Raw genomic sequence first — 26,407 nt, forward strand, 5'->3', positions numbered from 1 at the left:
TGGTCTCCTTATCGCTGTTTGCGGTTTTGAAACAAGTAGTGAGAAACTCCCCACTCTTGTCCCTGACGATATCCAAAAAGCTCCGAGCAGGACATAAAGAACACTTTCCATCTTTCAAACCAACGTGCAGCTTCTTGTTCCCCATAGACTTCACGGAATATCTTTACGATTTCACCGCGATGTCTTTCCATATTTCTCAGCCAAGCATCTGAGGTCTTTTGATAATGCAGACCGCTCCAGGCCCATTGGCGCTCAAGAACCAAATCTTTTTGGAAGTAGGTCAAAAGATGATGACTCGGCATTTGCCCGCCAGTGAAAAAATATCGCCCCATCCAATTGTCATCACCTTCCGTTTCAAACGGATAGGCATACAATCGATGCGTAAATATATGAACAAATAATTTACCTTCAGGTTTTAACCATCCACTCAGACGTTCAAAAAGCATTTCATAGTTGCGCACATGTTCCAGCATCTCCACACTGACGATTCTGTCAAAGCTTGCAGACCAATCTTCTTTCCCCAAAAAAACACCAATATCACCAGTCACCACATCCACATTGTGCAGTCCGCGAGTCATCGCTTCTTGCAAAATGTAAGCACGTTGCGAGCGCGAGTTTGACAAACCGATGACTTGAGCACGAGGGAATCGTTCCGCAATTTTTAGAGTCACAGAGCCCCAGCCACACCCCAAATCTAGAATCTTCATTCCATCTTGAATTTCAGCTCTCTGTAGCGTGATATCCAAAGCCGCATCTTCAGATTGACTCAAATCCAAACAGCCATCCGGCCAAAAACCCGAACTGTATTTTTTGTTTTTTCCGAGCACCATATGATAAAAACTCGCCGGAAGCTCATAGTGCTGCTGATTGGCTTTCTCTGTTGCAAAGGCAATAGCTGACTTTTTTAACTGTTGAATGTAAGCAAAATCCCTTTCCTGACCTATCTCAGGATCAGAGAATCGAAGACTCTCCAGACGCTCTTTACAAAGTTTCCTAATTCCCATTCGCACAAAATTCTCGGGAATCAGTCCTCTCTCCATCCAATCGATGAACGTTGATAACGCCACAACTGCCTCCTACTTTTGTAAATGATAATGTCCAACATTGATGCGCTCTGCGCGGAATGCCCCTTCGCAATATCCGAGATACAAGTCCCACAATCTTAAAAACTTGTCGTCAAATCCCAAGGTCCGCACTTCCGATTTGGATTTTTCAAAGTTCTCTTTCCACATTTTTAAAGTGTCGGCATATGAAATGCCGAATTCGAAAGGCTTCTCGGCCAGCAAGCCAAAACGTTTTGAGTAATCCGCAAAAACCTTGGGCGCCAAAAGCATGCCGCCTGGGAAGACATAGCGCTGGATGAAATCTGTTTTGCTTCGATAAACATCGAAAAGATCATCCTGAATAGTAATCGATTGAATCAGCGCCTGTCCTCCGGTCTTAAGTGACTCCGTCACTTTCCCGAAAAATGCCGGCCAGTATTGTTCACCGACGGCTTCGACCATTTCAATAGAGACAATTTTATCAAAACGCCCATCAATGTCGCGATAATCTATCTGACGAAGATCCACGTTTTGTGCATAACCCCTGTCACGGATAAGGTTTCGATTGAACGCAGCTTGTGCGGGTGAATTCATAACAGCCGTCACTTTGCATCCCGTCTTTTCAACGGCGCGGCTGAAAAAACCACCCCAACCACAACCAACCTCTAAGACATGATCCTCTGGTCTGATATCCAGAGCTTCGATAATTCGGTCATACTTGGCCATCTGCGCTTCTTGCAGTCCCTGATTTGGTGAAGCATAGAGCGCTGAGGAGTAAGTCATACTTGGATCCAGCCACAACTGATAAAAACTATTTCCAAGATCGTAATGAGCCATGATGTTCTTTTTGGCGCCCGACTTGCTATTCGGATTTAACATTTTGCGAAGACGCGCAAAGAACGTCCCAAACCAAGTACCATGAATCAAACGTTCAATTGCAGCGTCATTGTAGCAAGCCCATTGTATCAAGGCCGCAACATCGTTCACAATCAGGTCGCCATTCACGATGCTTTCGGCCAATCCCAAGTCTCCCTTGTCGATAATTTCATCAAACGTCTGCCAGCTTGTGGCCTGAATTTCGATTCGGGGATTTCCCTGCCCAAATTCTTCCCGGCGCCCGTCAGGAAAAGTCACAACTAAGGTGGCTCCTTGAGTGTTCTGCAAAATCGATAAAAAGAAGCGAGTTTTGAGTGTCATGCGGCTCATGTGATCTCCTTGCGCGGAGGCTCCGGCTTAGTAAAAAAACGAACTCTTTTGATCCATAACTGAAAGGCCTGCCAATGGATTCGTAAAACAACCAATGGAGTCATCCAGCCGTATTTGAATATTATTGAAAAAATACTGTTCTCACTCAGGGGCGAATGAGTGCCCTCAATCCAAGTCGATAAACGAAGATGATCCTGCTGATCATAATAAAAAATATCAACGCGCGAATTGAATTCGCCAAGATTGAAACGAAATTTATAATAACCATCAATGGGGAAGAAGGGGCTGACGTGAAATACCTTATCAGAGCGCAACCACAGGTCACTAGTGATACCACCCTCTGGATTGAGCCAATAGAAATGTCTCTCTCCGAAGGTATTGTTCACTTCACACAATACAGCATCAAGCTTCCCTTGCTTTTTGCAGAACCAAAAACTCACCGGATTAAAAACATAACCGAACATGCGAGGGAATGTTTGTAGATAGACTTCGTCCGGATGATAATCACAGTGCTCCGCTAAAAAATGACGAATAGCTTCGTTCAAAGAGCCATGCGACCCATTTAGGTAATCACAAGCGCGAACGGATAAAGTTCCCCAAAAACGTCTTTTGAAAATAGCCTGCATTTGCGGTTCACTATCCACAGGAAACAAGAGCGTAAAGACCGGATACCGGAAAGAATGACGAGCGGTTTCCGAACGCCCATGAAACACAAAGCCTTTTGATAAAAGTGTTGAGTTCATGAAACCTCCCACGGTGGCTTCACCCCCAATAACTCTCCGACGTTCACTGCACTTAAAAGTCCATCTTCATGAAATCCATAACGTGTCCATGCTCCGGCAAAATACACTCCCCCATTCCCTTGAATCTCTCCAAGTGATCTTTGGGCTTCCAACGCTCTTCGATCAAATTGCGGATGATGATAAGTAAACTCACGCAGGGCCTCTTGAATAGGTGACCGCGGATTGAGCGTCACAAAATAATTTGAGTTTGTTGAAAGCGGTTGGAGCTTATTCAAAAAATATGTGAGTGAGACATCTTGGTGCGCAGACTCCGAAGGAGATCCCTGCACGTTCCAAGAAGACCAACATTTTTTACGAGCAGGCATAAAAGATTCATCTTGATGTAAATAGGTCCTATTCGGACGAGTGGTGATTGCAGAGAGAATGTTTCTCTCGCGCTCCGACGCGTCTTGCAGCATCTGAAAAGTAACTGGAGCGTGAGTCGCGAAAATAACACGATCAAATGCCAGGACTTCGCCCCCCACCCGAACGTAAACCTGAGAATTGCGTCGCTCAACTCCATGCACAGGCGTATTAAGATGAATATGTGGAATTTTGCTAGCCACCTTTTTGACGTACTCAATAGAACCGTTTCGAACCGTTCTCCAAATAGGTCGATCATTAATCTGCAAAAGTCGATGATTGATAAAAAAAGTAATAAAGGTCTCAGCAGGGAAATCTTCCATTCCCCTTTCGGGAGTGGACCAAATCGCAGCACCGATTGGAAGCAGATAGTCCTGACGGAACTCTTCGCTGTAAGAACGCTCGCGAATCAGTTGACCTAAGCTCCAGGAATTCTTTCTTGCAAGCTCCAAATTTTGCTCAGATTCTTTATGGAAGCGAGTTATATCCCAGAGCATCCGCAAGAATCCAGGGCGCAGAATATTCCTTCGCTGAGCAAAAACTGTGTCTAAATTAGTTCCCGCCCATTCCAATTTTTTAAATGGAGCTTGTACCGCTAATGACATATCAGAGGAGACAGTCTCAACCTGAAGTTTTGCAAAGAACGCCTTCAAGTGAGGATATGTTAATTCATTGTAGACCAGAAAACCTGTATCGACGGGAACTGTGCCTTGTGATTCGTGAACATGGACAGTGTGAGCATGCCCACCCAATCGAGGTTCTGACTCAAAAAGATGCACTTCTGCTTTCTGACTCAGAATCCAGGCTGCACCCAAACCGCTAATACCACCACCGATGACTGCCACTTTCATTTGCCACCTCGCAAAAGCGTCATATACGACCCTTCTGATATTGTATAGATTTTTCTATACAAAAAAAGATCTGGGGTATAAAATAAGACAATGGCTAAGGAAGAGGCTTTTTCAATTCGTCAGGTTATCGAACTTACTGGGATTTCGGAGTTTACCCTCCGCGGATGGGAATCCCGTTATAATGCATTCAAGCCCAAAAGAAGTGCGACTGGACGTAGGCACTACTCACTTCAGGATATTCAGAAAGCCCGCTTGCTGCAGGAACTTGTTAACAGAGGATACAAGATTAGCGAAATCGCCCGCCTCAAGCTCAGTGACTTAGAAAAAATTCTGCCGCTGCAAGAACCGACAGGGTCCCCCAAACTTCCCGATTCTGGCAGTTCTCGCTCGGGATTTATTTATGAAATTTTAGATCTAGCTCTGCTTTTTCAATGGGATCAGATCCGAGATCTGCTGAACAAAAAAAGGAAAGCCAACAAACCTGATACTTACGTTTTGGACCATCTTGTACCACTTGCGGGCGAAATGGGAATTCTCGTTGCTGAAGGACAGTTTTCGGTCGCACAAGAACATATTCTTTCGGCGCTGATCAAGGATCAATTGATTCTCACCCGAAGTGAGAGCAAAAAAGCCAAATCCAAATCCCGCCTCGTGTTGACCACTCCAGAGGGAGATCTTCACGACATGGGTATCATGATAGGATCAAGCCTCGGTTCATATTTGGGACTGCACACACTTTTCTTAGGCCCTAGTACTCCTAAAAAAGACCTGTGTGAAACTTGCATACGCTACAACTCCACTCATTTACTCTTAGCAAGTACCGTTTCCGAGCAAGAAGGCGCAAAGGAAAGTCTTTATTCCTTTGTGAATTTTTTAGATCGCAACTTGCCTCAAGAAATAACATTCCTGATTGCAGGAAGAAATTCTCAGGGACTCCACTTAAAGCTCAAACGCAAGGTGCAGTTTATTTCTTCCATGCCGGAATTCTGGACTGTTTTAAAAAGCCTTAAATAGATCTCGCCTATCAGAGCTGAGGCACCTTTTGCAGCTTTGATATGTCATAGCCCCATGCCTGAAGTTTTGCGACCAGACTCTCATACAACCGAGGTTCCATCGTCTTATTTCGCGCCATGATCCAAACATACTTTCGATCCGGCACTCCAATCACTGTGTAGGAATAATCCGGAGCCAAATCAATAACCAAGTAGGCAAATTTTAGAGGCCACCAAGGCTGCACTCGCCACTCGGCATTTGTTTTACTGTCATAAATCCAAGCCTTTTGCGGATATCTTTTTATCGGACCTGTGGCGCTATCTTTATTGTAGCGGAAATCGACATCAATGCGTTTTTCCTGGGTGTTCCATGAGTATGATTCAATGGCGTTGTAAGCTCCCTTTTCGACAAAGGTGGGGATATTGGCAATGACATACCAATCCCCCATGAACTTGGGAATATCGACATAATTGACCGTGCGCAATGGCTCACGAGAAGACATAGTTCCACAGGCTCCCAATACAAAAGAAAAAGTCAGAAGAAAAAACTTCAGGTTCACAGCGTGACCTCCCGGACTAGTACTGACCGTAAACGAGGTCCTCTGTTGCAAAGCCTTTCGCTTTTAAACTTTGAACAATTTTTTCCAACAACACTGAATCCATCGGTGCTTGACGAGATAAGATGAAAAGTGATTTCTTTTTCGGCGCACTGACGACGGCCCATTGATAGTTGGGATCCAGATCAATGATCCAGTAATCACCGCGGGCAAAAATATTGAAACGCACTTTCAACTTGGCAGGCACAGTCGGATCTACGACCTTGGCCTCCCCTTCGATATCACTGCTCGAGCCATTTGCCTTATAGCAGATATTCTTTACTGAAACTGAAAGAGGAGTCAGAACTTGATACTCCGCAGTCGATCGAACGCAATCTTTCTGAAAGAAATTCGGAGCATGGGCTATATCGTACCAGAGGCCTGAGTACCGATTAAAATCCACAGCTGGAACAACATCGGGGTCACTGGAGTCAGCAAAAGCTGGGGTGAAATTAAAAAGAAGAGCGTAAAGAGCAAACGGCAAAATGACTTTTTTCATAACCTACCTGCACTTTCTAGATAGATTTATAATACCGCATTCCTCCATATTTGTATAGATTATTCTATACAAATAAAAACCCATGTTGTTAAGCATGGGTTTTTATTTAAATCACATTTCGAAACAGCTATTAATTACAGGAAACTGATCCAGTATTGTGCGCGCTACGCCATCCGAAGGGGTCCGAATCAATTTAAAACCGGATGCCTAGAGTTAAAATACAACGCCTTAAGCTAAGTAGCACTATTGCTGTCCTAATCATTTAATGGCGCAGTTTTCGATTCACCATAAAAAATGCCCTTATTGTGGCAACAACGACTTTTATAAACGCGGCTACTTTTATAAAAAGAGTACTAAAACCTATATTCCGCGTTTTCATTGCAATCACTGCAATAAGAACTTTTCCACCAGAACTTTGTCGCCAGCTTTTAAACAAAAGAAAAGCTTTCTGAATAGAACCCTTTGCAAGCTTTTTGCTGGTGGAGTCAGTATTAGAGAGGCCGCTAGAATTGTGGGATGCAACTATAAAACAGCCTACACCAGATGGGTTTGGCTCGGTACACTTGCTAAGGACGATGTCTTAAGTAGAAAACTTCAAGGTCAAGAGCTTGAGTTTGATGAACTTTTATCTATTGAACATACTAAGTTAAAACCATTATCCGTCATCGTTGCGGTTAATGAGCACTATGAGATTGCCGGAGTTAAAGTGGCTAAGATTAAAGCCTTTGGACATTTATCTTCAATTTCTCTCCAAAAATACGGACCACGCCCTGACGAAATCAAAGCGAAACTTCCTGAGTTATTACAAGAAATCTCCTCTCGTAATCCCCATATCCAGATTATTAAGTCAGACAAAAAACTTAGCTACATAAAAGCCGTGAAAAAAGCTTTTCCCAAAGCTCAACACTTAACATTCTTAGCGGACGACAAAAAAGAAAAGACGAGAGAACAAAGATATCTCAACCACAACAAACGTAAATTCGATCCATTATTTAAAATCAATCACACCTGCGCCAAACTTCGAGATCACATCAAACGACTTACAAGAAGAAGTTGGTGCACAACCAAAAAACCTGAGCACTTAGAGCTAGGTCTTTATCTATATATTGCGAAGAGTAACAACTTTGCATTTTTAAAATAGAAAAATTGTATCCGAGCTATGAGGTTCAGCAAATTTGGGGGCTGGGTTTTGGAGATTTTCAAGACGTAGCGACCTCTGTTGGTGCCTGGATGGCACGAACCCACCGAAGGTGGGCAACAGCAGAGGCCGGATGCCGTGTCGCGAAGCCTTGGAAATTTCCAAAACCCAGCCACCAAACCCCGCTCGAAGCACAGACTCTTGGATCAGTTCCTAATTACAGCTTTTACCCCAAGTATTGGCCAATCTATCACCAACGCCAATATGCAACGAGGCGCTACCGTAATGACCTATTGCGCGCAAACGGCCTGCACGTCTCATGCGACAAAGCTCACGAAAGGCCCGATTGGCCTCTGAGTTTGAAGCAAAGCGCACGTCAATTGAAGTTCCGTAGGGATGTCTGCCAGCGGCCCCCCCGACATTTTTATTGTACGGCTGAGGTCTCCACCAGTTGTAGATATGACTGATTTTGATTCCCTTAGCTTGAAGGTCTTTTAGAATCTTCACGCCATTGATTGGATATTTCCATGTCGACTCATCTGGGTGAATGAGGTTATGTGCTTGGCTTGAACCATACGTGCAACGAAATGTATTGATACTTGAAGGATTCGGACGCACGACCTGAGAACACCACGAAGAGTTGTTCGTCTCGGCTGCACATTTTTGCAAGAACTCTTCTTTCTTAGACAAACCAAGATTCACTTGTTTGATTTGTGATGAAGAAGCACGCACACAACCCAGCGCCTGCAATTCTTCGTTGATCATATCGCCAACACCCACATCGTCCTGAATATGATCGACCAGGTCTTCGCTTTCGGAGTTGGATTCGTCAGCAGGATTCTCCTCCGCATGAGGATCAGTGGGTTCTGCTATTTGAGTTTTGTCTTGAGTTTGATCTTGTTGTTGTTGATTTTCTTCGGTTGAAGAGAAGTCATTTGCGCCACCAGAGCATCCGGCAAGTGGCAGGCCCAACGCTACTACCAGGGCCAACGTTTTCATTTTTAAAGTCATCTGATCTCCTTAACATTGCGTCCTTGCAATGAGGTGTCAGCCTACATGAAACAGAATTTGTATCTCTACACTTCCGAGTGCTTTCTATATGAAAGGACAGTGGAAAACGACGTGCGGTCAATTATCAACTCACATTGAACACGACTTACGTGCGTCCATTTAATAAGATCGTGTCAGACAACAAATCATAGAGCGTCAATCTTACGTTTTTGAGTGATTGCTCTTTTTTGTTGGCAAGCAAATAGAACACTCAATAGACTTTCGTTCTTTACCAAATCGAAGGAATGTTATGAGCGTAAAAATCCCAGTGAGCCCTCTTGTGTGTTTGAATTTTGTGAATGGGAAATTCGACAAAGCCAGCGGCGAAAAATATCAAGTCTTGAGCCCCTATAACGGCAAAGTGATCGGAGAATTTAATGCGTCGACAGCTGCTGAGGTAAATGCTGCTGTTGCATCTGCGAAAATCGCACAAAAAGAATGGGCCGCCACTCCCCTCAAAGAACGCACGAAAGTGATGTTCAACTTCCGTCAAATTCTTTTGCGCGACATGGACGAAATCGCACATTTAAAAAGTTCAGAATCCGGGAAAAGTTTTGCTGAAGGTAAAGCCGGCCTTGCAAAAGGCATCGAAGTTTTAGAGTTCGCAATCGCCCTTCAAAACATGGATCTGGGTGGCAAGGTTGAAGTTTCAAGAGGTGTTTCTTGCGAATACCGTCGCGAAGCTTTGGGAGTGGTTGCGAACATCACGCCATTTAACTTCCCCGCGATGGTTCCGATGTGGACGATTCCAATCGCTTTGACACTCGGTAACGCCTATATCTGGAAACCATCAGAGAAAACGCCTCTGACATCTATGAAAATCGCACAAGCTTTGAAAGAAGCTGGATTGCCTGATGGAGTCTTCCAAGTTCTTCAAGGTGGCAAGGAAACAGTCGAAGCTATCATTGATAACAAAGACGTCAAAGCCGTAGGCTTTGTTGGTTCAACAAAAGTAGCAAAAGCCGTTTTTGAACGCGGCACTCAACTCGGGAAACGTGTGCTTGCTCTGGGCGGAGCTAAAAATCATATCGTTCTTTTGCCAGATGCAAATCCTGAATTGTCAGGCATGGGCATCAGTGATTCTTTCACCGGGTGTGCAGGTCAAAGATGCATGGCGGCCGCTGTGTTGTTAGCTGTTGGCGACGTCGACAAACACATTCAAAAAATTTATGAGCGCGCCAGCTCATTGGTACTCGGCCAAGACATGGGTGCAATTATCACAAAACCTCAATTAGAATTCTTGAACAAAGCTATCGCCAATGCTGAAAAGGCTGGCGCAAAAGTTTTACTTGATGGTCGCAAAGCAAAAGCGCCTGCGGGAATGGAACAAGGAAACTGGATCGGTCCCACTATCCTCGACAATGTGTCTCCAGGAAGTGAAGCGGCAACGCTTGAGCTTTTTGGTCCGATTCTCTCTATCATTCGCTGCAAAGACATCAGCCAAGCTATGGAAATTGAAAACAGCATTGAGTACGGCAATGCCTGCTCGGTTTTCACTTCCAGTGGCAACCTTGCTGAGAAAGTCATTCGCATGGCTTCTACTGGAATGGTCGGCGTGAATGTCGGTGTTCCTGTTCCGCGTGAGCCATTTTCTTTTGGAGGCGTGAATGCCTCTAAATTTGGTCACGGTGATATCACGGGACATCAGTCCTTGGATTTCTGGTCAAACGTTAAAAAAGTAACTGTTAAATGGGAAAAGCAAGACGACAACAACTGGATGTCGTAAGAGAGGCCCGTCATGAAAGAACATAAAAGATCTGCACATGTGATTCTTACTTCGCACTCAAGCCAAGTCTTTAAAGACAGCTTGCCGATCAATTGGGGCGCAAAGACTCCAAAAGAACGTGGCCCGATCGTAGGATCACTGACTGACACTAAAAAACGCAATGCCATCGGCACACACAGCGGAAGCTATGCGGTCTATCGCGCGCTTTCGATTGCGCAAGGTAAATATTCAACTTCTCACAAACCGGATTTAAATAACACAGAGAGCCCGGTGAAAATCGGCCCTTTCCCGTCTTGGTCCGATCCGGATAAAATGGTTTCAATCGACCCTTGGGGTTTCGACGTTCCATTTCACTTCAAAGAGTACTATGAAAATGGCTATGACGTACGCCCGACAATCGCAGTGACTCAAGCGCATTTGCAAATCCCAGAAATTCATCAGGCAATCGATGCTGGCCGCCTGAAAATTGACGGCAAGATCATCAACGAAAACAAAGATATTCGTGTTACGAAAATCGCGTTGGAACCTGTATGGTATTTGCCGGGTATTGCAAAACGCCTAGATGTGAACGAAGGCGACCTTCGTAAAATCTTGTTCCAAGAAACTGGCGGCATGTTCCCAGAGCTTGTGACTCGTCCCGATTTGAAAGTTATGCTTCCTCCAATCGGCAGCACGACAGTTTACGTTTTTGGTGACGTCAAAGATCTTTCAAATCCAAATGTGGAACTCACTTGCCGCGTGCATGATGAATGTAACGGTTCAGACGTATTTGGCTCTGATATTTGCACATGCCGTCCTTACTTGATCCACGGTATTGAAGATGCTGCTCGCACAGCACAACGTGGTGGCGTGGGCTTTATTGCTTACTACCGCAAAGAAGGCCGTGCGCTCGGTGAAGTGACAAAATTCTTAGTCTACAATGCTCGTAAGCGTCAAAAAGGTGGCGACTCGGCTGCGACTTACTTCCACCGCACAGAGTGTGTGGCCGGTGTTGAAGATGCGCGCTTCCAAGAATTGATGCCAGATATTTTGCACTTCTTCGGCATCACTCGTATTCACAATCTGCACTCAATGAGTAATATGAAATACAATGCGATTGCGAAAAGCGGAATTGAAGTCATCAACCGTGTTTCGATCCCAGAAGAATTAATCCCAGCAGATGCCCAAGTTGAAATCGAAGCTAAGAAAGCAGCGGGTTATTTCAATAAAGGTGACGCAAAAGCGGGCGAAGAACTCCAAAAGGTTAAAGGAAGACCTATCGATGAATAATATGAACTACTCGGAAAAAGATCTGGATTTTCTTTTATCCCCTTTGGCCGTTCGTCAAAGTGCTGAAAAAATTTTTGAACTGACGAAAGCGGGCCAGACACATTTTCAATATCACGCAGATCAATTTGATTCTGTGGTCGAATATGTTGTTGAAGTGATTCGCGCGAATTATCCAAGTTTGAACATTCCATTTCACTCTCGCTGGGGTCACTTCCGTGTCGGAGAAATTGATCGTGTCAAAATTCTAGAAGCAAAAACGGCTGAATTTGACGCTCTTGAAAAAGCCCGCGTGAAATTGGATCTGGTGATAACTTCCGTATTGCTTGATGCCGGTGCCGGGAATGTTTGGTCTTATAAAGAACAATCAACTGGCAAGGTTTTCAATCGCTCAGAAGGCTTGGGCGTTGCAAGTTTCTATCTCTTTATGCAAGGACATCTCTCAGATGTTGCAGGCAGACCGCACCAAGCGACAGCAACGGCTTTGCAAAAGCTCTCCGTGAAACAACTCGAAGAAGCTTTCCAAGTCAGCGCGACGAATCCACTTGTCGGTGTCGAAGGACGTTTGTCTTTGCTGCAAAACTTGGGCAAAACAATTGCGCAGAAAAAAGACCTTTTCCCTGGCGGTCGTCCGGGTGGCTTGGTGGATTATCTCCACAACCGCTACGGCAAAAAAATCACAGGGCCGCAATTACTCCGCGCCGTTTTGGATGGGCTTGGAGAAATTTGGCCAGGTCGTGTAAGAGTGGCGGGGGTGAACCTTGGCGACATCTGGAATTATTCAAAAGTTCCAGGAGGCCTTGCTGCTTTCCACAAGCTTTCGCAATGGATGACTTATTCTTTAATGGAACCATTGATGGATGCAGGCTTTGAACTTGTCGATGTTGAAAAACTGACGGGCCTTGCTGAATACCGCAATGGCGGATTGCTCATCGATCGTGGTTTGATTTCTTTGAAAGACAAAAATTTGGCGGAACAAAGTCATCGTCCTGACTCTGAATTGATCATTGAATGGCGCGGCCTCACGGTTTCGCTGCTTGATCGTATCGGTGAACAAGTTCAGAAAAAATTAAACAAAACACCGGCCGACTTCCCTCTTGCAAAAGTTTTAGAAGGTGGCACTTGGTGGGCCGGTCGTAAAGCAGCGAAAGCTTTACGCGCGGATAGCTCTCCTCCTCTCAAAATTGAGAGTGATGGAACTGTATTCTAATTTTTTGGAGTGATTTATGAATAATGTAACTGTTGTCAGCCATCCCTTACTAAAACACAAATTGGGCTACCTGCGTGATAAGACAACTTACTCGCATGAGTTCCGTGAGTTGGTTAAAGAAGTCTCAAAGATCCTGATCTATGAGGCGATGAAAGATTGGAAGCAGCTAGAAAACATCAGCATTGAAACACCGATCGCCAAAGCAACTGCTGAGCGTATCGTAAACCCTCCCGTGGTTGTTTCAATTATGCGCGCTGGTAACGGCATGCTTGATGCTGCTTTATCAATGATCCCCTTTGCGAGCACAGGATTTATTGGTATTTACCGTGATAAATTTATTCACAACACGGTGGAGTACTACTTCAAAATGCCTCAAGACATTAAAGGCAAAGAAGTCCTTCTTTGCGACCCTTTGATTGCGACGGCCGATACGATTATCGCAGCGATTGACCGCCTTAAGAACTATGGCGTGGGTCGTATCAAGGTAATTAGTATATTAACAAGCCAATCAGGCCTGGAAAAAGTTCGCCATTTCCATCCTGACGTCGAAGTTTATACAATTCACATCGAATCTGAGGTAAATGAGCTCGGTTATTTAGTGCCAGGCCTAGGTGATGCTGGGGACCGCCTCTTTCAAACGAAGTAGGTAAAAAATGCAGAGACCGCACATTATCGGAGTCGCTGGAGGCAGCGGCTCTGGAAAAACACACTTCGCAAAACAGCTTCAAAAAATGCTGGGCGAAGCTCATTGTACGATCCTCTATCAGGACAACTACTACATCGACCAATCGGCAAAATTCGATGGCGATGGCGGCTCCGTTAATTTCGATCACCCTTCAAGCCTTGATTTCTCTCTTCTTGCTAGCGGCCTTAAAACTCTTAAATCTGGCCAACAACTTGAAATTCCCATCTACGATTTCGTCACTCACTCTCGTAAAAAAGAATGTCTCATCGGCCAACCTACCAAAGTTATTTTAGTCGATGGTATCTTAATTTTGCATTCGGAAGAAGTGCGCGCGGAACTTGATGAAGCCATCTTCTTTGATACCCCCGAAGCGTTACGCTTCCAACGTCGCTTAGATCGCGACGTGCACGAGCGTGGTCGGACTCCCGAGGGCGTGAAGAAGCAATTTGAACTGCAAGTGCGCCCTATGCACAACCAATTCGTAGAGCCTTCGAAGGCTCACGCTCACACGATCGTCAAAGATCTAGGTGATTACGATCAAGTGCTCGCTCAGTATTGTTCGAAGCTCGGCCTACTTTTGTAAATAGGCCCGTCGAATAAGACGCCCACACTCTACAGACTCCCAATAGGCATCGCGTGACTTATTTTCACGCGCCAAAACGCCATAGATTTTTTTATCCGCGCTAATCCACGGATAGAAACCAAAAGCCCCGGGACTACTGAAGGCTTCAACTTGTTTTTGCTGATTCAATTCAACCCAATGATGAAACGAATAAAGCCAGGGTTCTTTTGCCGGAGAAAAAACCGCCGTTTTACAAGTTGCGGCCGAGGTGCAGATCGCTTCTTTACCTAAAAAGTTTTTTATGAGGTAATCGCCGCGCAAAATAGATTTTAGAAACTCGGCATAGTCGCCAGGAGTCATCTTCGCTCCTCCTGCCAGAGCCAAGTTTGGATATTGAATTTTGAATTTTTGTCCCAGGTGGCGCGAAACTTCACGAGCAAGCGCTTCCCGATTGAGGTTTCCAAGCCCCAGCTCAACCGCAAGAGCCTGGGCGTCACCGCCACTGTAATAAAACTTTCCCAAAGATTCTTTTGAGACACGGCTATTTTGCCGGGCATCGAAACATCCAGATACTTTAAGTCTCAGCTCGCAGGGAGCAGGTGTGAAATCCTCATACCCTCCCAACATCAAAAGTAAATTCTTCTGATGAGGATTCAAATCACCACGCAGTTTTTCAAATACGTAGGCCGCAAAAATGAACTTTGAAGCAGAGGCCATTCTTATTTCGGACTCTCGATCGTACTCACTGCCGACCGAGGAGCTTGCCAGAACCGAATTCGCATCGCCAACTTCCCAATAAAAAGGTTGAATGCGACGACATTCAAGAGCTTCTTTGGCGACTTTGTCGGCCTCAGTTTTTCCTGCATAGGCAGTGCTATAGAAACAGAGAGAAAGCATCACAATACTCATTTGCGTAACAAGCTTCATCGAGGTCTCCTTGAATAGTATCTTCAGTCTTATTCAAAGGATCGACAAGGCCTGAAGGAAAGTTCCGTTCCCTATTTTTCGAAATTAATAAGTCTATTGCTCCCCATAGGGATCATCTCACTTTGGGACAACGCCTCTGGCACTTGTCTTGTATTTCAATTGATTGAAATTATTTGGAGGTTTTTATGCGTGAATTTAATCACAAAGGGCGTGTGCTCTCTGTCAATCTCTTGATCGCCCTCATGCCATTTTTGAGCTGGGGTCAGGGACAAGTCTGCGCCGGCCTTTTTGAAGAAACACGCGGTATCACGGCTCCCAAGGTTGAATGGAATAGCGATAGATCATATATTGAAACCTTGCAACGCCAAGAAGTCTATGGACAGGTGGAAACGTACTTCTCAAAAAAATGGGACACCCAAGTCTATTATACGAAAACAGCCCTTCCCAATCACAAAGGTGAAGTTCCGTTAATCGATCCAAACGCCAAAGCCGTCTTTATCTTCTTCCACGGTTCAGGAACAATGAAATCCAGCGGCCGTAACTATATTGGTAACATGAACAATCTTGCCAACATGGGGTTCTCAGCCCTTAGCGTGGATATGCCTTTCCACGGTGAAGGCCCACGTGATCACAAGTACGATAATGCCTTTGAGTTTATGGAGTGGTCTCGTGCGATTGTCCTTGAGGCGAAAAAATCAGGTAAGCCTGTCTATTTGGTCGGTCACTCTTTTGGTCCGGATGTGATTTTGGAATTCGCCGCTCGCTATCCGAAAACAATTGATGGCGTTGTTGCTTTATCCCCTGCTGCTTTCACCAAAGAACTATCGAAATGGTACGACAAATACACAACGAAAATGAAATTCGGTGGTGAAGTTCCTGAAAATGAGTTCGGCGGTATTTGGGCGGCGAAAGTTTCAAAACAATTTAATTGGTCACGCAATAAATTAGCAGATCCAACAGTGGTAAATCCAAATCTGAATATCCGTATCTTAAGTGGTGACAGAGAAGAATACGTTCCAGCACCTTTAAGTCCAGAGACTGGCTTACCGATTGGCCAAAACACTTATGATGTGTCCGTTCCGCTGCGTGCGGCTCTTAGAAATGCGACTATCACAATTGAACCAGGTATCGGTCACTATCTTTTCGAACATGTGGATAAAAACGGACACAACGTGGTGATGCGAGAACTTTTGGCCGTAGCAGGTGAAAATCCAGCTAACCAAAAAGCCATCACAGACGCGATCAAAAAAGAAAACCAATTGGCGAGTGTTTCGATCCACATGGCAAAAAAGTATTCGCAAGATTTACTGTTTAGATCTTGGGCCGATATGACTTATGGCCCAGGTAAAGTGTTGCAAATCGCCCTACAAGGCCAAGATTCGTTTGTTGCGAAAGTGATGAATGAGTACAGCAATGCGCAGAAAGAGCGTGAATCAGAGATTTACGCAAAAATTCTCAATACACGCGAAACGCATCCTGAGTTTTATGAGAAGTACAAGAATCTAATTGATAAGATGAATCCAAAAAAGGTCGATCTCACTTTGTTCTATCCATATTTGAATATGGTTCTGACAACTGGCGGAAACTAGACGAAAAAAAGGGACCAGTCTCTGGTCCCTCTTACGAAACGAAATCACCTATACCTAGAATGGAAATGAAAGACCTGCGGAATAGCTTATTTGATTGAAAGATTTCACGTACTTTTCAAAGTCTGACTGAAAAATCGTACTACCTGATTCATCAGAACCAGCCGTGTAGGTGTGCATGACGCCTTCAAGGTTAAAGGCAATATGGTGATACAATAAAAACCCGATACCCGCGCGAATAGACGTACCTGTTACGTGATCCTTGTCCGTGCCGTTTACTTGCATGAAATCTAATTTGTCGCTGAAGTTATAACCTACGAAGAAATTCCAACGACCGCGCCAGAAACCGATATCGAGACCGATTGTTGTGCGCTCAAAAGTATCCTCGTGGGTATCAAATTTTGCTTTACCAGATGAGGCCACATTGTAGTTTCCGGCAAACCAAAAACCTGATGGCGCAAAAAGAAAACCTAAACGTGCTCCATAATTGATAGCGGAATTATCAGACTTGATCTTATCGACTCCAACAATGCCTTGCCCGTCCGAAGTGAATTCGACATTGTTCGAACCCATTTCGTAAGCAACCATCGGTTCAAACAAAAATCCAGCGTGAGCTTGCATGCCGATCAAAGTAATAAAAAGTGCTGCTGCGAACTTCATGAAGACTCCTGGATAATTCACGAATTAATTTTTGCGTGGGGGGCGAAGATCTTCAACTTTGACTTTATTCTGACGAGGCGCGAGCGGTTTCTTCGTTTCTTTATCATAAAACTGACCGCTAAAATTTCTCATGGGCATTTCATCGAATTCTTTGATCACTTCGTAGATTTTAAGGACTTGTTCTTTTACTGCGTTGAGATAGCGCATTTTTACTCCAAATTGGTCAGTGAAAGGATCAGTCTACCCTGCGTGAGCAGAAACTTCTTCTCCTAGAAGCCAATTCTGGACCTTGTTCCAAGAAAACTAATTATCGAGGAATTGAGCGAGGGCCTCTTCGTACTGCTTAAAGTCCGACAGGTCATTGTGATAGCCGCCCTGAAAAGAAACAAAAACTGGATCTCGCACCATCTTCGCAAGATTTTCTGCATGCGCAAAAGGAATCACCTCGTCGCGCGTGCCATGCAAAATCATAATCGGCGCTTTGACCCGTTGGATCCAGTCCTTGGATGGCATTTTATATTTTAATAAAAACATAGGTAGGTACGGGTAGCTTTTGGCTGCGATATCCGTAAGGCTGGTGTAGGGAGTTTCCAAAATCAACTTATGCACCTGATTGCGCGAAGCTAGGTGCACGGCCATTCCCGAACCAATCGAACGACCAAATAAGACGATTTTGGAATTTGGATAATTTTTACGAACATCCTCGAATACAGCTTGGGCCACTTGCAGCAGTTGTTCTTCTGAACGAATTTTATCAGAACTTTTCCCGTAGCCAGGATAGTCATACATCCAAACATCCCAGTTCAAATTAACTGCGATACGCTCGGCAACTTCACCCCAGTTTTCAAGAGATCCTGCATTCCCATGAAAGTAAAGTATCACGCCTTTGGGATTTGCGTTTTTAAAAAGCAAACTGTGAATCTTTTCTTGTCCAAACGTCGTCCACTTCTCTTCGAAAGTGGATTTGAAATTAAATTGGAAATCTGCGGCCAGCTTCCAAGGAAAAAACATCATCTTTTCTTGAACAAAATAGACAAGGATCATAACTCCCACATAAGAGAGTACTGCGATTTTGAGAGCGCTTTGGAGAAGTCCTAAATAACCCATCCCACGAATCCTTTAGGCCGATTCTGCGGGTCTTTCCAAAAACTATCAAGATCATTCTTGCGCGATGACATCAGTTCCGGTCGCAATGACTTCACCACCCGTCAAAGCCGACTCCATCAAATTATTATGATAATGCATAATCAAACTTCCCGAGCCTAGAGTGGTAATTAAAGACTGAATGTATTGGGTCGAGACCGCTGGGCATCCCCAACTTAAACCCAAGCGTCCGTATTTTAGACCGGTTGTTGGATCAATAGAATTAATAAACTTATCGCCGACGTACCATGCCCCATGCAAAACGATATCACGCTTATAAGCCTGGTCGTTTGAGGTCTGCAGTCCATACATGCGCAGAGTTTGGCCATAGCGACCGACGTAAGTTTCGCCCGTCATAAAAATACCCAGCGAAGTTTGTCGCGAATCTTGTATGTTGCTAAAGCGGCTGGCAAAGTTGCTCTTGCCACTTCCAACTCCATGCGAAGAATAAAATCTTGTCACATCACCCGTTTCAAGATTGATCAGAAAAAATCGATAGTCAGTTGAAGGAGCCCCGTAGTTGATAATCACAACATTGGTTGGACTTCTTAGCGTCACGAATTTAAACGAAGGAATTCGCTTGGACTCTTCACAAGGTTTTGCACTGCCGAGAGGCGCCCCCGCACACACATAAATCTCTTGATAGAAACTGCGCCCATTATAGAAATAAATAAAATCTAACAAGCGAGTCAGTGCATCTTCCGGCACACCTTGCGAAACTATTCGCTGAACAATGTCAGGTGAAGGTAAAGCTTGCGCTTGCAAGCCCAAAATGGAAATCAACATGAAAGAAAGAATTTGGAGTCGCACAGAATTCTCCCAGATATTCAGGTATTGCTCCCATAATAAGGATCCCTCTGAGAAAATAGAAAACTTATTGCTTTAAACTTTTAAAAAGCAGGCGTGGCAAGAAGCACTGTCAACTTATGTTGCTTGAGCTTCAGCATATTTCTGAAGCTCAAGCTCCATAGCTTTTACTTCTTCTTCAAGAGGAGCATAACGAGCTTCCAGCTCCTTGCGAATGATTTTTGCCAAGACATCATAGCGGCGGCGACTTGAGAACTTCCATGCTGGATGCTTTCTTGATGTACGCAAACTGTCTTTAAGTGCGTCTAACTCTTGCGCGAGTATCAACGAGCTCTGATAAATTTCATCAGTCGTCATGTTGTTCAATTGCCCCTGCTCAGCCATGCACAAAATCTCAATGCGTTTTAAAGCTTCATGATCTTTAGCTTTATAAGCGTCCTGCACGCGTTGCCATTTAATAGAGGCCCAGTCCTGATGCTCCATAGAGGTTTCAGCTGTATGGGTATCTGGATGAAGTAAACGCGCCAGGCGACGATAGGTCGAGCGCAAAAGATTTTCGGACTCTGCTTGCTCGTTTTCAATTGCTTCTTCTTCAAGATTTTCAGCGATGACCTGTTGCAAGAAATCTTTCAAATGCACCGGCATGTTTCGCAAAAACTTTTGTTGATACACGGGGCTTGCAGTTTTCCATATACGGCCTAAAAGTTTCCAGTCCCCACACTTCATCGCGATCTGAAACGTTTCTTTAAAAAGTTGATATCCCGCTGCAGGCACGGACATATGGCGCGCCATCATGTGATCATCAATATCATTTAAGTAGTGATAGACGGAGCGTGCACGACGTTTAAGGCCGCTTAATGCCGAGTCATCTTTAAAAAAGATATCTGCAAAATCGACCGTGGCTTCAGGAATAACTTGCTCGGAAGATGCACGAGTCCTTGATGGCGATTGAGATTTAGTGGCACTTTCAAAACGATTGTGGCGGAGTTTCTCAATGACAAATTTCCAGGCCTCATCACCCGCTTGATACTGAATTTCTTCTTCCTTCAGCATATGATAGGCGCGCTCAAGGGAAACGTCTGCAGTGGTCGCGACATGATTTAAATGCACTTGAAAAGTCGACAAAACGTGATGACGCTTTTCGAGCAACCCCCCGGCTTCAAGTTCTTTACGGAAAGTAACGTTGTACCATTCTTGATAGACGATCTGATCCCAGCGCAAAAAATCAGCATGATCTTTTTCAAGCTTGCGAATTTTTGCCAGCAAATTGGACGATGCTGAAAAGAGGTCTTTGCGTATATTATAATCATCCACCACGGAAAGACCACGCGGCGAACTTGGATCCAGAGATCCTTCATCAACGTTGAAAACATCAAGGTGCATAGGGACGAATGGATTACCACGAACGCTCAAGAGGTCGGTATCAAAAACAAGAGATTGCTAAATGAATCGGCAGTAAAATTCCACTTGAGAAATTTCGCTTCTCGAGAAGAATTTGAGTTTTATTTTGAATTGCTGAAATTCTATTCAAGACTTTGAGAAAATGCGTGAGTCCTAAGCAAAGCAGCCAAAATCTTAAATTAAATATTTTGCACAAGCCATGCACGAATATCTTCCGCCATTTCAGTCGTGATTTCGTGACCAGCATCATAGGATTTTAATTCATAATCAAATTTTGCTTGTTTCAAGGTCTCTGCCGACGCCTCTGCATGAAAATACGGCAACTTGTTGTCGTTTTTACCGTGGATCAATAAAACCTTCGGACTGACGTGGTAAGAACGCTCGCGTGCTTGCGCTGAAATTTCTTGAAGTGTGCGACCGCCAATGCCAATGACACCTTTTACAAGTTCTGGTTCGGTCAGTGCAAGCGACAAACTCATGATCGTGCCTTGGCTAAATCCTAAAAGGAAAATTTTTGAGCTATCGATTTCGAGATGGTCCTTAAGACTTGCAATAAACTTGCGAATAGCCAAACGAGACTCTTCTGCCTCTGCGCGATTGTGATTGGGGCCCTCAGAAGTAAAGCGCACGTGAAACCACGCAAAGCTCTCTATTCCCAGCTTAAGTGGAGCACGTAAACTAATGACCGCCAATTTAGGATTTAACGACGCCGCAAAATTCGCAAGATCCTTTTCGTTAGATCCAACGCCGTGAAGGGCTATCAAGACTGGAGATTTCTCTCCAGTCTTTTCCTTTGCCGGAATGTAGATGTATTCGAGAGTACTTTCTTCTTTCATAAAGGACCTACTTCCCAAAGCTAAAGCCGCGCATAGAAATAGAACCCATGTCATAACCTTCAAACTGGAAGTCCAAGTTTTCTTTAGCATCGGCTGCTCCCAAGATATAAAGCATTGGATAATAATGATCCGGAGTCGGGATACTCAAACGACCTGCTTCCGTATTCATAAAATCATTCGTCAATGCCTTAAAGTCACGATCGACAAGTTTGGATTTCGACCACTGATCAAACTCAATGGCCCAATCATAACCTTGCAATTGCTTATCCCAATCCATGGCACGCAAGTTGTGCACAATATTGCCACTACCGACAATCAACACACCTTGTTCACGCAACGATTTGATCTTGCGACCCATTTCAAGGTGAAATTCCGGTGGCTGAGTCATATCAATGCTTAACTGCAACACAGGAATTTTTGCTTCGGGATACATTTTGCGCAAAACCGCCCATGTCCCATGATCCAATCCCCATCCACCATCATCACCTTGAATAGGTGGTGTCGTAGAAAGAGTTTGAATGTGTTGAGCCAGTTCCGGATTTCCCGGAGCAGGATATTCGACGTTAAACAATTCTTGCGGAAACCCGCGGAAGTCATGAATGGTGCGAGGGCTCTCTGTCCGAGTCACCCAGGTGCCACGACTTAACCAATGCGCAGACACCACCAAGATCGCTTTTGGTACAGCGATATCTGTTGCGAGCTTTGCCAAGCTTGCCGTAAATGGATTGTCTTGAATTGCATTCATCGGGCTGCCATGACCAACAAAGATCACCGGCATTTTGTCGCCATCGTATTTCGAATTTAATTTTAGATCTTGTGGCATAATTAATCTCCAGAGCTCGAACCCGGCTAGCAATGATCCTCCTGCAAGCAGAAAGGATCTACGATTGAATGAAAAAGGCTTACGACTCATTAAATAATTGTCGGCCTTTTATGATTGTTGCGGTAGTAGTCATATCTGCATAAGACTGTTCCATAATTGAAACAATCTTTCGCTCTCAATCCAGTCCTAGCGTATCTGACAGAAAACCAGAACTTTTCCCTCTCAAAACGTGACCAAAATTTAGTCATTTCTGCATTTAAGTAAACATCCTCTGACCCGATTTGAAAAGACGTCATCCGAACGCTATAACTGAGCCTTCTCACAATAGGGCAGGTTATGAAATCGTTGTTCACGTTGTTAACTTTCGCAGTCGCTAGCAGCTCGTTCTCACAGACAACTCAGGCTCCTCAAACTCAGCAAGCCCCACAAATTCTCGTCCACGACCAGTATCGTTCGGCCCAAGAGCTCTATGACCACGTGATGAAAAGTCCAGATGGGAAGGCTTACCCACTTAAAATCAAAGGTGAATTTTTGCGAGTTCCATTGAACTACAAAAAAACTTCTGACGGTGCGATGTCGGTTTACTATCGCCTGTCGCCCAATTTTGATCCGAAGAAACCAACCGTGTTGTTTTTTTATGGCGGCCCCGGCGGCAACTCTTGGTACTCCTCTCAGTACGAAAACTTGAAGGAAGTCAATTTCCTCTATTTCGACCAACGTGGAACTGGTTTTTCAAAACCTGACACTCTCGAACAATTGCAAAACACCGACTACTTCACTTCTGAGTTTGTCGCTGCCGATGCTGTTGCTATTTTGAAAAAACTGAACATCAAAAAAGTAACGGCTTACGGTCACTCCTATGGAACTGTTGTCGCGACGATCTTTGCCAGTAAGTATCCGCAACTCACAAACAACCTTATCCTCGAAGGGGTTGTCTTTGACGGGTCTGAAGATCTTTGGGCCAATGCTCATCGCCGCAAACTTTTGAATAGCTTTTATCGCGATCTTTCTGATGAACAGAAGGACAAGATTCAAAAATTCACAGCCCGCGAAGATGTTCCCGACACGTGGCTTTCAGCTCTGGCCCAAACCGCAATGTATGATAGGAATTACGAGCCACAACTTATAAGAGGCTTGAACGAGTTTATTGATACTTTTGATCCCAAAGCCAGCAACCCGATTTTCAGTCGCGAGCAATTTCTTTTTACGGAATCCATCTACTATGGAGGCTACTTCTTTCATCAAATCGCTTGTAAAGAACTTTCCAGAATGCATCCTGAAGCAACGTTTGGCTCTATCTTAACAAAAGAGGGAAAATTCATTCCAGCGCAAACAGGTTTTGGCAGCGTGTGTTTGACTCTTAAGAACTTCACAACAGCAAAAATTAAAATGTACTCTGCGAAAAACTATCCGGTAAAAGTACCGACAACGTATTTCCAAGGTACGACAGATGGTGCAACAGCTCCCCCAAATGCGATTCGCCACTATGAGCAAGCCGCAAAAGGCAACGCCCAGCTCATTCTTGTGACTAAGCACGGGCATTCACCGATGGCCTCTTGCTTGAACCGTGAAGAGAACGGTTGTCCTGCTGCATACACAGATCTTTTCATGACAGCCGTGCGTGGAGAACCCATGACGCAAGCTCAGCTGAATGATATAACAACAACCGAGCACAAATGGGCCGGCCTGCAGAAGTGGAAGTAACAAAGCTGCTCTAAAGAGCGGTCGTTCCCTCTGAGCCAAAGTAGTTGCACGAAAACTTTAAGTCTTTATAGGAAATACTTAAGCTTGAATCCGCTTGTGGGCACATGGGGTTTTTATCCAATCGAACTTCGCTTAAGACTTGTTCGGACTGATTTTTTCCAAGACCTGCTTGCGAACGCAATACCTGCACGATTGTTTGTCTGCGTGGATCTGCTTCGCCGCAGTTATTTGGTTCAACAATTGTGAATTTTAAACGAATCACCGTCTCAAAATCTTCGCGGAAAAAGATCGAACCATCTGTTGGGTTCCGTCCAACGCTTGTTTCGTAAGACATCAGGTCTTCTGATTGGAACAGACGGCTACTCAATAGCTGCGCTCCAAACTGTGTGGCTCCTGAGCTTGCGATACATTGGAAAATATCGCGAATACCGAACTGACTCCCCACCATGCCTTTTTTCTTTGCCACAGCCACGACTGCTGATGCCACGGCATCTAACAAATCCCGACCGGAAGCGAAGGGACTCATCACTTCATTATCAGTGACAGAACGTCCTTCGAATAACACTTTGTGCTCAAACTCATGCACGATCAAAAATAAAACCTGTGAAGGCGCCATTGTTTTGACAGAGTCACGATGGATTTCTATTGCACCTGCTGGCCCCAATTCTGTTCTCGCAGAAACGATCATCGGTTTTCCGTCAGGACCTAACACATGCAATGGCTCTTCTCTTAGAACAAACGGAATTTGTCCCTGGCCTTGGCTTAATCGCAAAATCTGTGGAGCGACTTCAAAAAAGAATTTACGACAGAACTCAATTTGCTCTGTGCTTAAATTTTTAAGAATGCAAAACTCTTTTGCAATCGCCGGTTGGGTCACAATGAGCTTTACGGTATCAACCATTGAGTCGCGAGTTGCGCGCATAAAGGCAAAGATTGGATCTCCGCCATTGCCAACGATAGTTCCCGAAGCAAAAGCTCCCGAGGAGATACACAGACTGAGCCCTAAGAAAAACGTTTTAAACTTGAACATCTTCTTCATGGAGCGATCCTATTGGTGTCAAATGGATGGCGACCTGCACAAGGTTGTCTTTGCCATCGGGGTTCTTTTCAACAAAATCTAAAAGCTGTTGTTGAAAGGAATCCACGAGACTTCGCAGCTCATCCATTTTGTTTTTATCAACGGATACTAAAACCGTTGAGGCCTTGCGACGATGGGTCGGAAGGGCTGAAATTCCACGTTGCGCGATTTCTAGCGCTTTCTTATGAAACGTCCTGATATTTTCATTGGGAATCCCGTTGCTTGTTGTCACTGCCGCCTCTTCAGGAACAATTTTTCCCTCTGGAGTTCGGCGCCAAAATCCTTCACGTAAAAGAAAGTCAGTGGTCTTTTTAATTCTCTCTGGCGACGCAATCCCCGAAAGCATGCGATGTAAATGCGTGGGCTCCAGATCAAATCCTCTAAGATTCACTAAATCCTTCACGTAAGGATTTAACCAATCCACCAAAAGATGATTCTTAGGCTCACGCTTCGCAGCCACTTCATTCTTTTCTTCATCACGCACTTTGGGCGTGACACCCAAAAGCTGCTTTTCGATGTAGTCTTGCTCGATCTTTGTAAGTTTCAAAATCGCAGCCAACGGCGGGAAATTATCCCGGGTTAATTGCCGACGACCATTTAAGATCTGCGACACCAGAGCTTGTGAAAGAGTTTGAGCTTTCGCAGTTCGCTGACGAAGACTAAAGGAGCTTGTCGCTTTATGATAAGTCAGAAGCGCCTTTAGGAATTCAACAGGAACCGCGTAGTCAAAGACAACGGGACGAGAAATCACCAGTAGGTCCCTTTGTATTTACAGCTAAAGATCGTCACGACACGTGATGTGCCATCGGTAGTCTCAGCCGTTGCATCACCCGATCCACGATCAGTAAACATCGGGACACCATCAATAAGTTTTGTTGGTGTCCATCCCGTCGCTGAATCAAACGGATCACGCGGCTCTTTACAAATTACCTGTGGTGTATCAGAGTCGCCGCATTTTGGACTACCATGCTTTGTGCACTTGCCAAGTGAGATTCCCACACATGCAAACTGGCGAGCATCGACGGGTTTTCCAGTGGCATCCAGTTTCACAGCGTGCTTGTAGTAAAAAGCGATGTTGGTTTTCACAATCGTATCTTTGCGTTCTAAGGACGCTTGCATTGTCGTGCGAGCCGCCGTCATACGAACATCAGGAGAGGGACTAGCTGACAAAGATTGGCGAGCCATATCGAACTCTTGAACTTGTTCAACAACTTGGTTGGTCTCGTAGTCTTTAAGGGTAACTTTACATTCAAAACGATCCGCCTCAAGAGCTTGGGCAGAACTTGCAAATAGAAGCAAAACTGGGATGAGTAATTTCATTTGAGTCTCCGTTAATTTTTAAAAGTGAGCATCAATATTGATGAGCCCACTATTCATTAACAGAGACCGTTTGCCAAGGGGTCGGGACTTCAAAATGATTACATTTGTAATCATGGCGCGGAGCGCAACAGCTCCCTTACCTACTAATTCTTC

General features: G+C 44.7%; 27 protein-coding genes. 9 read left to right on the top strand and 18 right to left on the bottom strand.

Annotation, left to right across the window (positions count from 1 at the left end; all coding sequences use genetic code 11):
* Positions 1-8 precede the first annotated feature (8 nt).
* The 4 genes from ACLWOR_RS15915 to ACLWOR_RS15930 are packed head-to-tail and all read right to left on the bottom strand — an operon-like array spanning position 9 to position 4,245.
* Positions 9-1,040, bottom strand: a complete 1,032-nt coding sequence (locus tag ACLWOR_RS15915; protein ID WP_413942176.1) for an SAM-dependent methyltransferase — start codon at positions 1,038-1,040, stop codon at positions 9-11.
* Between the two features lie 36 nt (positions 1,041-1,076).
* The gene (locus tag ACLWOR_RS15920) at positions 1,077-2,249 is read right to left on the bottom strand and encodes a class I SAM-dependent methyltransferase (protein ID WP_413941781.1); all 1,173 of its coding nucleotides are present in this window, start codon (positions 2,247-2,249) and stop codon (positions 1,077-1,079) included.
* Positions 2,246-2,992, bottom strand: coding sequence for a DUF1365 domain-containing protein (locus ACLWOR_RS15925; protein WP_413941782.1), 747 nt, complete (start codon positions 2,990-2,992; stop codon positions 2,246-2,248). The genes ACLWOR_RS15920 and ACLWOR_RS15925 overlap by 4 nt, the downstream gene beginning before the upstream one ends.
* A complete protein-coding gene (locus tag ACLWOR_RS15930) occupies positions 2,989-4,245 on the bottom strand; it encodes an NAD(P)/FAD-dependent oxidoreductase (RefSeq protein ID WP_413941783.1) in 1,257 nt (418 codons plus the stop codon). Before ACLWOR_RS15930 ends, ACLWOR_RS15925 begins: the two co-directional genes overlap by 4 nt.
* A gap of 90 nt (positions 4,246-4,335) precedes the next feature.
* Between ACLWOR_RS15930 and ACLWOR_RS15935 the strand changes: the two genes are divergently transcribed.
* On the top strand, positions 4,336-5,259 hold the full coding sequence (locus ACLWOR_RS15935; RefSeq protein ID WP_413941784.1) for a MerR family transcriptional regulator: 924 nt from the start codon (positions 4,336-4,338) through the stop codon (positions 5,257-5,259).
* Between the two features lie 10 nt (positions 5,260-5,269).
* On the opposite strand, the gene ACLWOR_RS15940 is transcribed toward ACLWOR_RS15935, so the two are convergent.
* Both ACLWOR_RS15940 and ACLWOR_RS15945 read right to left on the bottom strand, forming a co-directional pair.
* Positions 5,270-5,797 (bottom strand): lipocalin family protein, encoded by a 528-nt coding sequence (locus ACLWOR_RS15940; protein WP_413941785.1) that lies wholly within the window; start codon positions 5,795-5,797, stop codon positions 5,270-5,272.
* Between the two features lie 16 nt (positions 5,798-5,813).
* On the bottom strand, positions 5,814-6,332 hold the full coding sequence (locus ACLWOR_RS15945) for a lipocalin family protein (RefSeq protein ID WP_413941786.1): 519 nt from the start codon (positions 6,330-6,332) through the stop codon (positions 5,814-5,816).
* A 415-nt stretch (positions 6,333-6,747) separates the two neighbouring features.
* On the opposite strand from ACLWOR_RS15945, the gene ACLWOR_RS15950 reads away from it, so the two are divergent.
* Entirely contained in the window at positions 6,748-7,473 is a 726-nt protein-coding gene (locus ACLWOR_RS15950; RefSeq protein WP_413941787.1) for a transposase, read from the top strand.
* A 210-nt stretch (positions 7,474-7,683) separates the two neighbouring features.
* Here the strand turns inward: ACLWOR_RS15950 and ACLWOR_RS15955 are convergent, their stop codons facing one another.
* Positions 7,684-8,481: a hypothetical protein gene (locus ACLWOR_RS15955; RefSeq protein ID WP_413941788.1), complete on the bottom strand. Its 798-nt coding sequence runs from the start codon at positions 8,479-8,481 to the stop codon at positions 7,684-7,686.
* 289 nt (positions 8,482-8,770) lie between these two features.
* Between ACLWOR_RS15955 and mmsA the strand changes: the two genes are divergently transcribed.
* Genes mmsA through udk form a run of 5 tightly spaced genes read left to right on the top strand, consistent with a single transcriptional unit; the run spans position 8,771 to position 13,990 of the window.
* On the top strand, positions 8,771-10,246 hold the full coding sequence (mmsA, locus tag ACLWOR_RS15960; protein ID WP_413941789.1) for a CoA-acylating methylmalonate-semialdehyde dehydrogenase: 1,476 nt from the start codon (positions 8,771-8,773) through the stop codon (positions 10,244-10,246).
* A gap of 12 nt (positions 10,247-10,258) precedes the next feature.
* Positions 10,259-11,515: a GTP cyclohydrolase II gene (locus ACLWOR_RS15965; RefSeq protein WP_413941790.1), complete on the top strand. Its 1,257-nt coding sequence runs from the start codon at positions 10,259-10,261 to the stop codon at positions 11,513-11,515.
* The gene (locus ACLWOR_RS15970) at positions 11,508-12,722 is read left to right on the top strand and encodes a URC4/urg3 family protein (protein WP_413941791.1); all 1,215 of its coding nucleotides are present in this window, start codon (positions 11,508-11,510) and stop codon (positions 12,720-12,722) included. The genes ACLWOR_RS15965 and ACLWOR_RS15970 overlap by 8 nt, the downstream gene beginning before the upstream one ends.
* 16 nt (positions 12,723-12,738) lie before the next feature.
* The gene (upp, locus tag ACLWOR_RS15975; protein WP_413941792.1) at positions 12,739-13,368 is read left to right on the top strand and encodes a uracil phosphoribosyltransferase; all 630 of its coding nucleotides are present in this window, start codon (positions 12,739-12,741) and stop codon (positions 13,366-13,368) included.
* Positions 13,369-13,375: 7 nt separating this feature from the next.
* A complete protein-coding gene (gene udk, locus ACLWOR_RS15980; RefSeq protein ID WP_413941794.1) occupies positions 13,376-13,990 on the top strand; it encodes a uridine kinase in 615 nt (204 codons plus the stop codon).
* On the opposite strand, the gene ACLWOR_RS15985 is transcribed toward udk, so the two are convergent.
* Positions 13,979-14,896 carry a hypothetical protein gene (locus tag ACLWOR_RS15985; protein ID WP_413941795.1) on the bottom strand — a complete coding sequence of 306 codons (918 nt, stop codon included), beginning with the start codon at positions 14,894-14,896 and terminating at the stop codon, positions 13,979-13,981. The genes udk and ACLWOR_RS15985 overlap by 12 nt on opposite strands.
* 185 nt (positions 14,897-15,081) lie before the next feature.
* Between ACLWOR_RS15985 and ACLWOR_RS15990 the strand changes: the two genes are divergently transcribed.
* On the top strand, positions 15,082-16,485 hold the full coding sequence (locus ACLWOR_RS15990) for an alpha/beta hydrolase (RefSeq protein WP_413941796.1): 1,404 nt from the start codon (positions 15,082-15,084) through the stop codon (positions 16,483-16,485).
* 54 nt (positions 16,486-16,539) lie between these two features.
* On the opposite strand, the gene ACLWOR_RS15995 is transcribed toward ACLWOR_RS15990, so the two are convergent.
* The 7 genes from ACLWOR_RS15995 to ygiD form a co-directional block, all read right to left on the bottom strand.
* On the bottom strand, positions 16,540-17,142 hold the full coding sequence (locus ACLWOR_RS15995) for a hypothetical protein (protein WP_413941797.1): 603 nt from the start codon (positions 17,140-17,142) through the stop codon (positions 16,540-16,542).
* Between the two features lie 24 nt (positions 17,143-17,166).
* A complete protein-coding gene (locus ACLWOR_RS16000) occupies positions 17,167-17,349 on the bottom strand; it encodes a hypothetical protein (protein WP_413941798.1) in 183 nt (60 codons plus the stop codon).
* Between the two features lie 96 nt (positions 17,350-17,445).
* On the bottom strand, positions 17,446-18,186 hold the full coding sequence (locus ACLWOR_RS16005) for an alpha/beta hydrolase (RefSeq protein ID WP_413941800.1): 741 nt from the start codon (positions 18,184-18,186) through the stop codon (positions 17,446-17,448).
* 114 nt (positions 18,187-18,300) lie between these two features.
* Positions 18,301-19,095 (bottom strand): murein L,D-transpeptidase catalytic domain family protein, encoded by a 795-nt coding sequence (locus ACLWOR_RS16010; RefSeq protein ID WP_413941801.1) that lies wholly within the window; start codon positions 19,093-19,095, stop codon positions 18,301-18,303.
* A 114-nt stretch (positions 19,096-19,209) separates the two neighbouring features.
* Positions 19,210-20,505, bottom strand: coding sequence for a hypothetical protein (locus ACLWOR_RS16015; RefSeq protein ID WP_413941802.1), 1,296 nt, complete (start codon positions 20,503-20,505; stop codon positions 19,210-19,212).
* Between the two features lie 167 nt (positions 20,506-20,672).
* Positions 20,673-21,329 (bottom strand): alpha/beta hydrolase, encoded by a 657-nt coding sequence (locus tag ACLWOR_RS16020; protein WP_413941803.1) that lies wholly within the window; start codon positions 21,327-21,329, stop codon positions 20,673-20,675.
* Between the two features lie 7 nt (positions 21,330-21,336).
* Entirely contained in the window at positions 21,337-22,152 is an 816-nt protein-coding gene (ygiD, locus tag ACLWOR_RS16025; RefSeq protein WP_413941804.1) for a 4,5-DOPA dioxygenase extradiol, read from the bottom strand.
* Positions 22,153-22,488: 336 nt separating this feature from the next.
* Between ygiD and ACLWOR_RS16030 the strand changes: the two genes are divergently transcribed.
* Positions 22,489-23,856 (top strand): alpha/beta fold hydrolase, encoded by a 1,368-nt coding sequence (locus tag ACLWOR_RS16030; protein ID WP_413941805.1) that lies wholly within the window; start codon positions 22,489-22,491, stop codon positions 23,854-23,856.
* Positions 23,857-23,866: 10 nt separating this feature from the next.
* Here ACLWOR_RS16030 and ACLWOR_RS16035 read toward each other — a convergent pair whose 3' ends face one another.
* From ACLWOR_RS16035 to ACLWOR_RS16045, 3 genes are read right to left on the bottom strand one after another with little or no spacing between them, the layout of a single operon-like run.
* Entirely contained in the window at positions 23,867-24,895 is a 1,029-nt protein-coding gene (locus tag ACLWOR_RS16035) for a hypothetical protein (protein ID WP_413941806.1), read from the bottom strand.
* Complete coding sequence (locus ACLWOR_RS16040; protein WP_413941807.1) at positions 24,873-25,685, bottom strand: TIGR02147 family protein; 813 nt, start codon at positions 25,683-25,685, stop codon at positions 24,873-24,875. Before ACLWOR_RS16040 ends, ACLWOR_RS16035 begins: the two co-directional genes overlap by 23 nt.
* Entirely contained in the window at positions 25,682-26,254 is a 573-nt protein-coding gene (locus ACLWOR_RS16045) for a hypothetical protein (RefSeq protein WP_413941808.1), read from the bottom strand. The genes ACLWOR_RS16040 and ACLWOR_RS16045 overlap by 4 nt, the downstream gene beginning before the upstream one ends.
* Between the last annotated feature and the right edge of the window lie 153 nt (positions 26,255-26,407).

The organism is Bdellovibrio sp. HCB2-146, assembly GCF_047345725.1.
Taxonomy (GTDB): Bacteria; Bdellovibrionota; Bdellovibrionia; order Bdellovibrionales; family Bdellovibrionaceae; genus Bdellovibrio.